The sequence below is a fragment of the Pseudomonas crudilactis genome (genome assembly GCF_013433315.1).
In the GTDB taxonomy this organism is placed as follows: Bacteria; Pseudomonadota; Gammaproteobacteria; order Pseudomonadales; family Pseudomonadaceae; genus Aquipseudomonas; species Aquipseudomonas crudilactis.
Genome location: NZ_WXVV01000009.1, coordinates 47,545 through 60,040, shown reverse-complemented (window position 1 = coordinate 60,040; position 12,496 = coordinate 47,545). Strand labels below are relative to the sequence as shown.

Here is a 12,496-nt window from a genome sequence, read left to right as displayed (position 1 = left end):
TCTGTGCGAAATTTGATTCTTGTAGGACCGATGGGGGCTGGTAAAAGCACCATCGGCCGGTTACTGGCCAAAGAGCTGCGCCTGCCGTTCAAAGATTCCGACAAGGAAATTGAGCTGCGCACGGGCGCCAATATCCCGTGGATCTTCGACAAGGAAGGCGAACCCGGCTTTCGTGACCGTGAGCAGGCGATGATCGCCGAGCTGTGCGCGTTCGATGGCGTGGTGTTGGCGACCGGCGGTGGCGCCGTGATGCGTGATGCCAATCGCAAGGCCCTGCATGAGGGTGGGCGAGTGGTGTACCTGCACGCCTCCGTCGAACAGCAGGTCGGACGCACATCGCGCGACCGCAATCGACCGTTGCTGCGCACGGCCAATCCGGAAAAAACCCTGCGCGACCTGCTGGCTATTCGTGATCCGCTCTACCGGGAAATCGCCGATCTGGTGGTAGAAACCGACGAACGGCCGCCCCGCATGGTCGTGCTCGACATTCTTGATCGTCTGGCGCAGCTTCCACCCCGTTAAAGCATCGTTCGAAATGCGCTATCCTCGGCGTCCTGTCACAGCCCGTCGAGGTTGTGGCGGATGGCGTGCGAGCGGCGTCATACCCGCTATAGGCCGCAGATAACCAATAATTCAGGGCAGGACGCCTGCTTCCATCTTCACTGTGGGGACACATGCAGACACTCAAGGTCGATCTAGGCGAGCGCAGCTACCCGATTCATATTGGCGAAGGTTTGTTGGATCAGCCCGAACTGCTGGCTCCGCACATCCATGGGCGGCAGGTGGCAATCATCTCCAACGAGACCGTTGCGCCGCTCTATCTCGAACGTCTGACCCGCAGCCTGACGCAGTTCTCAGTGATCTCGGTGGTGTTGCCGGACGGCGAAGCCTTCAAGAACTGGGAAACTCTGCAACTGATCTTCGACGGTCTGCTGACTGCCCGTCACGACCGCCGTACCACTGTGATCGCCTTGGGCGGCGGTGTGATCGGCGACATGGCCGGTTTCGCTGCTGCCTGTTACCAGCGCGGCGTCGACTTCATCCAGATTCCTACCACCCTTCTGTCTCAGGTCGATTCTTCGGTGGGCGGCAAGACCGGTATCAACCATCCTCTGGGCAAAAACATGGTTGGCGCGTTCTACCAGCCGAACGTGGTGCTGATTGATACGGCGTCCCTGAAAACCCTGCCAGAGCGCGAGCTGTCTGCCGGCTTGGCGGAAGTTATCAAGTACGGCCTGATCTGCGATGAGCCGTTCCTGACCTGGCTTGAAGACAACGTCGATGCCCTGCGTGCGCTGGATCAGAAAGCCCTGACTTACGCCATCGAGCGCTCCTGCGCAGCCAAGGCTGCGGTAGTGGGTGCCGATGAGAAAGAAACCGGCGTACGCGCCACGCTCAACCTCGGTCACACCTTCGGCCACGCCATCGAGACCCACATGGGCTATGGTGTCTGGTTGCACGGGGAAGCGGTCGCCGCTGGCACGGTGATGGCGCTGGAAATGTCTGCCCGTCTGGGCTGGATCAGTGACGCGGAGCGTGATCGCGGCATTCGGCTGTTCCAGCGTGCCGGTCTGCCGGTGGTGCCGCCGACGGAAATGACCGAAGCCGATTTTCTTCAACACATGGCAATCGACAAAAAAGTGATCGACGGTCGTCTGCGCCTGGTGCTGCTGCGCCGGATGGGCGAAGCGGTAGTGACCGACGATTATCCGCATGAGGTTCTACAGGCCACGCTGGGAGCGGATTACCGCGCCCTGGCTCAGCTTAAAGGTTAATAAGATTCCGATGACTAGTTTGCATGCCGACGAGGCGTTCCTCGGCCACTTCCAGTTAAGTCATGACCCGTTCGCGCCGCGCGTGCCGGGCTTCAAATTCTTCCCGGCCCAGCGCAAGCCGGTGCTGGGTCAATTGCATCATCTGGCGCGCTACAGCCAATTGCTACTTGTGGTCACCGGTCCGCAAGGCAGCGGCAAAACCTTGCTGCGTCAGGCGCTGGTCGCCAGCACCAACAAGCAGTCGGTACAAAGCGTGGTGGTTTCTGCGCGTGGTGCCGGTGATGCCGCTGGCGTGCTGCGCCAGGTTGCGCAGGCACTGAACGTCGCTCAGGCCGAAGTTGGCGCGATTCTCGATCAAGTGGTGCAACTCGCACTGACCGGTCAGGAAGTCTATCTGCTGGTGGATGACGCCGAGCAGCTCGATGAATCCGCCCTCGAAGCGCTGATGGCGCTGGGTGCCGGCGCACCGGAAGGTCGCCCGCATGTGTTCCTGTTCGGTGAGTCGTCGCTGATCGCTCAACTCGAGGCTTTGCACCTCGAGGAAGAACGTTTCCACGTCATCGAATTGCAGCCGTACACCGAAGAAGAGACCCGCGAATATCTCGACCAACGGCTCGAAGGTGCCGGCCGGGGTGTCGAACTTTTCACCGCGGATCAGATCTCTGATATTCACGAAAGTGCCGAGGGTTGGCCGGGCAATATCAACCAGGTCGCTCGCGATGCTCTGATCGAAGTCATGATTGCCAGCCGCTCAGCGGTCAAGCGTCCAAGTATGGGGTTCAACATGCCGAAGAAACACGTATTGGCGATTTCCGCCGTCGTTGTGGTCGCGGTCGCCGCCGCCTGGTTGATGCCGGGTCGCAACAAGGCGCCAACCACCGGCGCTCCTGCCAATGAGCAGGCACAGTTGCCATTGGGACAGGGTGCCAATGGCGGTGCACCGAACGTCGAATTCGCCGGTAATACGCAGCCGATGCCGCTGCCGTTGGTCGGCAACTCTCAACCGGTCATGCGCGGCCCGTTGGCTGAAGCCGCTGGCGGTATCACCGAGGGCGACGACGGTGTGCCTCTGGAAGGCTCCAGCGCCACACCGCCAACCGTGACCACTTCGGCGCCACCCGCAGGTGTTCCGGCAGGTCCTGCGCCGACACCGGTGCCAGTTCCGGCGGCCAGACCGACTCCTGCGCCAACCCAAGTCGCCACCGCCAAGCCTGCTCCGGCAGCGCCAGCGGCGAAACCGGCTCCTGCACCAGCCAAACCTGTTGCTGCGGCCAAACCGGCCGAGAAGCCGGTTACCGTCGCCAAAGCGGCCGGTGGCAGCTGGTACGCCGGTCAGCCAACCAGCAACTACGTGGTGCAGATCCTCGGCACCAGCTCGGAAACGGCCGCGCAAAGCTTCGTCAAGGAGCAGGGCGGCGAGTACCGGTATTTCAAGAAAGTTCTCAACGGCAAGCCTCTCTACGTGATCACCTACGGCAACTTCGCCAATCGTGACGCAGCCGTTTCTGCCATCAAGGCCTTGCCAGCGAAGGTTCAGGCTGGTAAACCTTGGCCTCGCACTGTCGCCAGCGTCCAACAGGAACTGGCAACAACTCGCTGAAGATTCGGCGGCCTTACCCAGGCCGCCTCTCCAAGCACCTCAAAATTTCTACGAGTGCGCGCCGCCCTTACGGGCCGCGTGCCTTGTGGTGTCTGCGTCACAGTAGTCTTTGAGTCGTTGCGGTCAAAATTAAAAAAGTTTTGACTAGCACAGCAGATCGCTTTAAACCTTTCACAAATGCGACATGAATTTGCGACATTTCGTCGTCAAATTTGTGAGCCTCTGTGTCGCTGTGTACAATGACCACCCTTTTGCCCCCGCCAAGCCGGCGTACGTTCGGCGCAGGATGCAAGTGGTTGAATTGAAAAGAAATTTGCCTCGAAAAGAGGCAGCCTGGTGAGAAAGTGTCTATGAAAGCAGGTCTGTACCAACCAGATGAATTCAAGGATAACTGCGGTTTCGGCCTGATAGCCCATATGCAGGGCGAGCCCAGTCATACCCTTTTGCAAACGGCCATCGAGGCCCTGACCTGCATGACCCACCGCGGTGGGATTAATGCCGACGGCAAGACCGGTGACGGTTGCGGTCTGCTGATTCAAAAGCCTGATGCGTTCCTGCGCGCGATTGCCCAGGAAACCTTCAGCGTCGAATTGCCCAAGCAATATGCCGTGGGCATGGTCTTCTTCAACCAGGATCCGGCCAAGGCTGAAGCCGCTCGCGAGAACATGAACCGCGAGATCCTCGCTGAAGGCCTGCAGTTGATTGGCTGGCGCAAGGTGCCAATCGACACCAGCGTCCTCGGCCGCCTGGCCCTTGAACGCCTGCCGCAGATCGAGCAGGTGTACATCGGCGGCGAAGGCCTGAGCGATCAGGACATGGCGGTGAAGCTGTTCAGCGCGCGTCGTCGTTCGTCGGTGGCCAACGCCGTCGACTCCGACCACTACATCTGCAGCTTTTCGCACAAGACCATCATCTATAAAGGCCTGATGATGCCGGCTGATCTGGCCGCGTTTTATCCAGACCTGAGCGACGAGCGCCTGCAAACCGCAATCTGCGTGTTCCACCAGCGCTTCTCCACCAACACCCTGCCGAAATGGCCGCTGGCTCAGCCATTCCGCTTCCTCGCCCACAACGGCGAGATCAACACCATCACCGGTAACCGTAACTGGGCGCAGGCCCGTCGGACCAAGTTCAGCAACGATCTGATGGATCTGGAAGAACTCGGCCCGCTGGTCAACCGTGTCGGTTCCGACTCGTCGAGCATGGACAACATGCTGGAGTTGATGGTCACCGGTGGCATCGACCTGTTCCGTGGCGTGCGGATGATCATTCCGCCAGCGTGGCAGAACGTCGAAACCATGGACCCGGATCTGCGTGCGTTCTACGAGTACAACTCGATGCACATGGAACCGTGGGACGGTCCGGCTGGCGTGGTCATGACCGACGGTCGTTACGCGGTGTGCCTGCTCGACCGTAACGGTCTGCGCCCGGCGCGCTGGGTCACCACCACCAACGGTTTCATCACCCTCGCCTCGGAAATCGGCGTGTGGGACTACAAGCCTGAAGACGTGATTGCCAAAGGCCGTGTCGGCCCTGGCCAGATCTTCGCGGTGGACACCGAAACCGGGCAGATCCTCGACACCGATGCGATCGACAACCGTCTGAAGTCCCGTCATCCGTACAAGCAATGGCTGCGCAAGAATGCCCTGCGCATTCAGGCGACCATGGAAGACAACGACCACGGTTCGGCTTTTTACGACGTCGATCAGCTCAAGCAATACATGAAGATGTATCAGGTCACGTTCGAAGAGCGCGATCAGGTCCTGCGTCCGCTCGGCGAGCAAGGCTACGAAGCCGTGGGCTCGATGGGCGACGACACGCCGATGGCCGTGCTGTCGCAGCGCGTGCGTACACCGTACGACTATTTCCGTCAGCAGTTCGCGCAGGTCACCAACCCGCCGATCGATCCGCTGCGTGAAGCGATCGTGATGTCGCTGGAAATCTGCCTCGGTGCCGAGCGCAACATTTTCCAGGAGTCGCCGGAACACGCTTCGCGCGTGATCCTCAGCTCGCCGGTTATTTCCCCGGCCAAGTGGCGCTCGCTGATGAACCTCGACCGCCCGGGTTTCGAACGGGCGATCATCGACCTCAACTACGACGAAAGCGTCGGCCTCGAAGCGGCCATCCGCAACGTTGCCGATCAGGCTGAAGAAGCCGTGCGCGGCGGTCGTACCCAGATCGTCCTGAGCGACCGCCATATCGCCCCGGGCAAGCTGCCGATCCATGCTTCGCTGGCAACCGGTGCAGTGCACCACCGTCTGACCGAAAAAGGCCTGCGTTGCGATTCCAACATCCTCGTTGAAACCGCGACCGCCCGTGACCCGCATCACTTCGCCGTGCTCATCGGTTTCGGTGCCTCTGCGGTCTATCCGTTCCTGGCCTACGAAGTGCTGGGCGACCTGATCCGCACTGGTGAAGTGCTGGGCGACCTCTACGAGGTGTTCAAGAACTACCGCAAAGGCATCACCAAAGGTCTGCTGAAGATTCTGTCGAAGATGGGCATTTCGACCATCGCTTCGTACCGTGGTGCGCAGCTGTTCGAAGCCATCGGCCTGTCCGAAGAAGTCTGCGACCTGAGCTTCCGTGGTGTGCCGAGCCGCATCAAGGGTGCGCGCTTTGTCGACATCGAAGCCGAGCAGAAAGCACTGGCTACCGAAGCCTGGAGTCCGCGCAAGCCGATCCAGCAGGGCGGTCTGCTGAAGTTCGTCCACGGTGGCGAATATCACGCCTACAACCCGGATGTGGTCAACACTCTGCAAGCTGCTGTGCAGCAGGGCGACTACGCCAAGTTCAAGGAATACACCTCGCTGGTGGACAACCGTCCGGTGTCGATGATCCGCGACCTGTTCAAGGTCAAGACCCTCGATACGCCGCTGGACATCAGTGAAATCGAGCCGCTGGAATCGGTGCTCAAGCGCTTCGACTCCGCCGGTATCTCGCTGGGCGCCTTGTCGCCGGAAGCTCACGAAGCCCTGGCCGAAGCCATGAACCGCCTTGGCGCGCGTTCCAACTCCGGCGAAGGTGGTGAAGATCCGGCGCGTTACGGCACCATCAAGAGCTCGAAAATCAAGCAGGTTGCGACTGGCCGTTTCGGGGTAACCCCGGAATACCTGGTCAACGCCGAAGTGCTGCAGATCAAGGTCGCGCAAGGCGCCAAGCCGGGTGAGGGCGGGCAACTGCCGGGCGGTAAGGTCAACGGGCTGATCGCCAAACTGCGTTACGCAGTGCCGGGCGTAACCCTGATTTCGCCGCCGCCGCACCACGACATCTACTCGATCGAAGACTTGTCGCAGTTGATCTTCGACCTGAAGCAGGTCAACCCCAAGGCACTGGTTTCGGTGAAGCTGGTGGCTGAAGCAGGCGTCGGCACCATCGCCGCCGGTGTGGCCAAGGCCTACGCGGACTTGATCACCATCTCCGGCTACGACGGTGGCACCGGTGCTTCGCCGCTGACCTCGATCAAATACGCCGGCGCACCGTGGGAACTCGGCCTCGCCGAAACCCACCAGACCCTGCGCGGCAACGACCTGCGCGGCAAAGTCCGGGTGCAGACCGACGGCGGCCTGAAAACCGGCCTCGACGTGATCAAGGCTGCGATCCTCGGCGCCGAAAGCTTCGGCTTCGGTACTGCGCCGATGATCGCGCTGGGCTGCAAATACCTGCGTATCTGCCACCTGAACAACTGCGCCACCGGCGTTGCGACGCAGAACGAGAAGCTGCGCAAGGACCACTACATCGGTACCGTCGACATGGTGGTGAATTTCTTCACCTACGTCGCCGAAGAAACCCGTGAGTGGCTGGCCAAACTCGGCGTGCGCTCCCTCGAAGAGCTGATCGGTCGCACCGATCTGCTGGAAATCCTCGAAGGCCAGACCGCCAAGCAAAATCACCTCGATCTGACGCCGCTGTTGGGCAGCGATCACATCCCGGCGGACAAACCGCAGTTCTGTGGCGTTGAGCGCAACCCGCCGTTCGACCAGGGCCTGCTGGCCGAGAAAATGGTCGAGATGGCCTCGTCGGCGATCAACGACATGAGCGGCGCCGAGTTCGACCTGGATATCTGTAACTGCGACCGTTCGATCGGCGCGCGGATCTCTGGCGAAATCGCCCGCAAGCACGGCAACCAGGGGATGGCGAAAGCGCCGATCACCTTCCGCTTCAAGGGCACTGCCGGGCAGAGCTTCGGCGTGTGGAACGCCGGCGGTCTGAACATGTACCTCGAAGGCGACGCCAACGACTACGTCGGCAAAGGCATGACCGGTGGCAAGCTGACCATCGTGCCGCCGAAAGGCAGCGTTTACAAAACTCAGGAAAGCGCCATCATCGGCAACACCTGCCTGTACGGCGCCACGGGCGGCAAGCTGTTCGCCGCCGGCACCGCAGGCGAGCGTTTCGCCGTGCGCAACTCCGGTGCCCACACGGTTGTGGAAGGCACTGGCGATCACTGCTGTGAGTACATGACCGGTGGTTTCGTCTGCGTTCTGGGCAAAACCGGTTACAACTTCGGCTCTGGCATGACCGGTGGTTTCGCCTACGTGCTCGATCAGGACAACACCTTCGTTGACCGGGTCAACCACGAGCTGGTTGAAATCCAGCGGATCAGCGGCGAGGCGATGGAAGCCTATCGCAGCCACCTGCAAAACGTGCTGAACGAGTACGTCGCGGAAACCGACAGCGAGTGGGGTCGTGAACTCGCCGAAAACCTCGATGACTACCTGCGCCGTTTCTGGCTGGTCAAGCCTAAGGCTGCCAACCTGAAGTCGTTGCTTTCCAGCACTCGTGCCAACCCGCAGTGATATGCGCCTGAAGAGTTTGATGAGGTTTTAACAATGGCTGAACGTCTGAATAACGACTTCCAGTTCATCGATGTCGGGCGCAAAGATCCGAAGAAGAAACTGTTGCGTCAACGCAAGAAAGAGTTCGTCGAAATCTACGAACCGTTCAAACCCCAGCAGTCGGCCGATCAGGCCCACCGCTGCCTGGGTTGCGGCAACCCGTATTGCGAATGGAAGTGCCCGGTGCACAACTTCATTCCCAACTGGCTGAAGCTGGTGGCCGAGGGCAACATCCTTCAGGCCGCCGAGCTGTCGCACCAGACCAACACCCTGCCGGAAGTCTGTGGCCGGGTCTGTCCGCAGGATCGTCTGTGCGAGGGTGCCTGCACCCTTAACGACGGCTTCGGCGCGGTGACCATCGGTTCGGTCGAGAAGTACATCACCGACACCGCGTTCGCCATGGGCTGGCGCCCGGACATGTCCAAGGTCAAACCGACCGGCAAACGTGTCGCCATCATCGGCGCGGGCCCGGCGGGTCTGGGTTGTGCCGACGTGCTGGTACGCGGCGGCGTGACCCCGGTTGTGTTCGACAAGAACCCGGAAATCGGTGGTCTGCTGACCTTCGGCATCCCCGAGTTCAAACTGGAAAAGACCGTGCTGAGCAATCGTCGCGAAGTCTTCACTGGCATGGGCATCGAGTTCCGTCTGAATACCGAAGTCGGCAAAGACGTGACCATGGAGCAACTGCTCGCCGAATACGATGCGGTGTTCATGGGCATGGGCACCTACACCTACATGAAGGGCGGTTTTGCCGGTGAGGATCTGCCGGGCGTTTATGACGCGCTGGACTTCCTGATCGCTAACGTCAATCGCAACCTGGGCTTTGAAAAGTCGCCGGAAGATTTCGTCGACATGAAAGGCAAAAAGGTCGTGGTACTCGGCGGCGGCGACACGGCGATGGACTGCAACCGCACGTCGATCCGTCAGGGCGCCAAATCGGTGACCTGTGCTTATCGCCGTGACGAAGCGAACATGCCCGGCTCGCGCAAAGAGGTGAAGAACGCCAAGGAAGAAGGCGTGAAATTCCTCTACAACCGCCAGCCGATCGCCATCGTCGGTGAAGACAAGGTCGAAGGCGTCAAAGTGGTCGAGACCCGTCTCGGCGAACCGGACGCCCGTGGCCGTCGCAGCCCAGAGCCGATCCCGGGTTCCGAAGAGATCATCCCGGCCGACGCCGTGGTCATCGCTTTCGGCTTCCGCCCGAGCCCGGCGCCGTGGTTCGAACAGTTCGAAATCCAGACTGACAGCCAGGGCCGCGTCGTTGCGCCTGAGCAAGGTCAGTACAAGCACCAGACCAGCAACCCGAAAATTTTTGCCGGTGGCGACATGGTGCGCGGTTCCGACCTGGTGGTGACGGCGATCTTCGAAGGCCGTAATGCGGCTGAAGGGATCCTCGATTACCTGGGCGTCTAATCCCGGCTCCTGAGCCAAAGCAACACCCCTGTGGGAGCGAGCTTGCTCGCGAAAGCGGTCTATCAGCCAACTGCAATGTTGGATGTGCCGGCCCTTTCGCGAGCAAGCTCGCTCCCACAGTTGTTTCTCTGTGTTGCTGATGGCGTATTTCCAGCGCAATAAATTGACCCGATAGACAAAAGGCTGACCTGCATCCGTGCCTTTTGCGTCGCGCTCTGAGAAAATGCCCGCACTTTTTTTCCGGATGCCGACATGACTGCCCTGAAGAACGACCGTTTCCTCCGCGCCCTGCTCAAGCAACCCGTTGACGTCACCCCGGTGTGGATGATGCGCCAGGCCGGCCGCTACCTGCCGGAATACCGCGCCAGCCGCGCCCAGGCCGGTGATTTCATGAGCCTGTGCATGAATCCGGAATTCGCCTGCGAAGTCACGATGCAACCGCTCGACCGCTATCCACAACTGGACGCGGCGATCCTGTTTTCCGACATCCTCACCATCCCCGATGCCATGGGCCAGGGCCTGTACTTCGAGACCGGTGAAGGTCCGCGCTTCAAAAAAGTCGTCAGCACCCTCGCCGATATCGAAGCCCTGCCGATCCCTGATCCGCACAAAGACCTCGGCTACGTGATGGATGCGGTCAGCACCATCCGTCGCGAGCTCAACGGGCGTGTACCGTTGATCGGTTTCTCCGGCAGCCCGTGGACCCTGGCGACCTACATGGTCGAAGGCGGCTCGTCGAAAGACTTCCGCAAGACCAAAGCGATGCTCTACGACAACCCGCAAGCCATGCACCTGTTGCTGGATAAACTGGCGCAGTCGGTGACCTCGTACCTCAACGGCCAGATCATGGCCGGCGCGCAAGCGGTGCAGATCTTCGACACCTGGGGCGGCAACCTGTCGGCGGCGGCGTATCAGGAGTTTTCGCTGGCCTACATGAAGAAAATCGTCAGCGGCCTGATTCGTGAACACGACGGTCGTAAAGTACCGGTGATCCTTTTCACCAAGAACGGCGGTCTGTGGCTGGAAAGCATCGCTGACGCTGGCGCTGACGCACTGGGTCTGGACTGGACCTGCGACATCGGCAACGCCCGCGCCCGTGTTGGCGACAAGGTTGCCCTGCAAGGCAACATGGACCCAACCGTGCTCTACGCCAAACCGGAAGCAATCCGCACTGAAGTCGGGCGTATTCTGGCCAGCTACGGCAAGGGCAGTGGGCACGTGTTCAACCTTGGCCATGGCATCACGCCTGAGGTTGATCCGGAGCACGCCGGTGCGTTCCTGCGTGCGGTGCATGAATTGTCGGCGCAGTATCACGAGTGATCGCCACACCATAAAAAACGCCCGGCATATGCCGGGCGTTTTTGTTTGAAGGATTCAATGTCGGACACAGATCCACTGTGGGAGCGAGCTTGCTCGCGAAAGCATTGGGTCAGTTGATGCAAATGTTGCTGATCCATCGCCTTCGCGAGCAAGCTCGCTCCCACATTGGGTTTTGTGTCAGGCTTTTACGCCACCGAGAGGCGGCAACTTCGCCAGTTTCAACGCCACCAGCAGCGCGATCAGCAACAGCGCACCAATAAACAACCCAATCCCGTTCCACCCGCCAAGATGCCAGAACACCCCGCCCGCCGTGCCGGCAATGCTCGACCCTGCGTAATAACTGAACAGGTACAACGACGACGCCTGTCCCTTGGCCTTGGTCGCGCGACGGCCGATCCAGCTACTCGCCACCGAATGCGCGCCGAAGAAGCCAAAGGTGAAAATCAACATGCCGACAATCACCAACAGCAACGGCGTAAACATCGTCAACGCAAGTCCCGCAAACATCAGCGCAATGGTCGCCCACAGCACTTTGCGTCGCCCCAGCTTATCCGCCAGCGAGCCAATCTTCGCCGAGCTGTAGATCCCCGACAGATACACCACCGACAGCAAGCCCACGAACACTTGATCAAGGTTGTACGGCGCCGCCAGCAAGCGATAACCGATGTAGTTGAACAGCGTGACGAACGCGCCCATCAACAGGAATGCTTCAAGAAACAGCAGCGGCAGCCCGGCATCGCGAAAGTGCATGGTGAAGCCATCGAGCAAGCTGCGCGGGTGCAGTGAGCGTGAACGGAAGTTGCGCGATTCGGGGAGGATCTTCCAGAACACCGCTGCGGCAATCATCGCCAGACCACCGATCACCAGCATCGCCGTGTGCCAACTGACGAAGTCGATCAACACGCCGGTGATCAAGCGCCCGCTCATCCCGCCAATCGCGTTGCCGCCGATGTACAAACCCATCGCCAGACCGATGTGTTGCGGATGGATCTCTTCGCTCAGATAAGTCATGGCTACCGCTGCCAGACCGCTCAGCGACAATCCGATCAGCGCACGCATGATCAGCACGCCTTCCCAACTCGGCATCATTGCACTGGCCATGGTGCACAGCGCCGCTGCGAACAGCGCAGTCACCATCACCGGTTTGCGCCCGACCCGATCGGAAATCGGCCCGGTGATCAGCAGGCCGATGGCGAGCATGCCGGTGGCCACCGAGAGGATCAGGCTGCTTTGCGCCGCGTTGATTCCGTACTCATGGGACAACAGCGGCATCATCGGCTGCACGCAGTAGAGCAGGGCAAACGTCGCGAAGCCGCCGCTGAACAGCGCCAGCACCGTGCGCATGAACATCGGCGTGCCTTTTTCGATGTAGATCTCTTGTAGCTCGGCGACGACATCGTCCGCCGCAGCAGGCGGGACTTCATGGGCAAGGGGCGCGACAGCAGTTTTCACGTCAGACCTCGGAGGGCACGGCCAGGCAGGCGATGAAAAAATCATATAGCTGGCTAATGTTTCTATCCAATATATTGTTCGACCTGTTTGATAGCTTTAAC

Annotated in this window: 7 protein-coding genes; 6 read left to right on the top strand and 1 reads right to left on the bottom strand. The window is 60.3% G+C overall.

The window, feature by feature from the left end:
* Window positions 1–3 precede the first annotated feature (3 nt).
* From aroK to hemE, 6 genes are all read left to right on the top strand, one after another.
* A complete protein-coding gene (gene aroK, locus GTU76_RS11755; RefSeq protein WP_011332081.1) occupies window positions 4–522 on the top strand; it encodes a shikimate kinase AroK in 519 nt (172 codons plus the stop codon).
* A 152-nt stretch (window positions 523–674) separates the two neighbouring features.
* A complete protein-coding gene (aroB, locus tag GTU76_RS11750) occupies window positions 675–1,775 on the top strand; it encodes a 3-dehydroquinate synthase (RefSeq protein WP_016983856.1) in 1,101 nt (366 codons plus the stop codon).
* Window positions 1,776–1,785: 10 nt separating this feature from the next.
* Entirely contained in the window at window positions 1,786–3,375 is a 1,590-nt protein-coding gene (locus GTU76_RS11745) for an AAA family ATPase (RefSeq protein ID WP_180698679.1), read from the top strand.
* A gap of 350 nt (window positions 3,376–3,725) precedes the next feature.
* Complete coding sequence (gene gltB, locus GTU76_RS11740; protein WP_180698678.1) at window positions 3,726–8,171, top strand: glutamate synthase large subunit; 4,446 nt, start codon at window positions 3,726–3,728, stop codon at window positions 8,169–8,171.
* 33 nt (window positions 8,172–8,204) lie between these two features.
* Entirely contained in the window at window positions 8,205–9,623 is a 1,419-nt protein-coding gene (locus tag GTU76_RS11735) for an FAD-dependent oxidoreductase (RefSeq protein ID WP_007909438.1), read from the top strand.
* Between the two features lie 252 nt (window positions 9,624–9,875).
* A complete protein-coding gene (gene hemE, locus GTU76_RS11730; RefSeq protein WP_016983859.1) occupies window positions 9,876–10,943 on the top strand; it encodes a uroporphyrinogen decarboxylase in 1,068 nt (355 codons plus the stop codon).
* A gap of 177 nt (window positions 10,944–11,120) precedes the next feature.
* Here hemE and GTU76_RS11725 read toward each other — a convergent pair whose 3' ends face one another.
* A complete protein-coding gene (locus GTU76_RS11725; RefSeq protein ID WP_175552962.1) occupies window positions 11,121–12,395 on the bottom strand; it encodes an MFS transporter in 1,275 nt (424 codons plus the stop codon).
* Window positions 12,396–12,496: the final 101 nt, after the last annotated feature.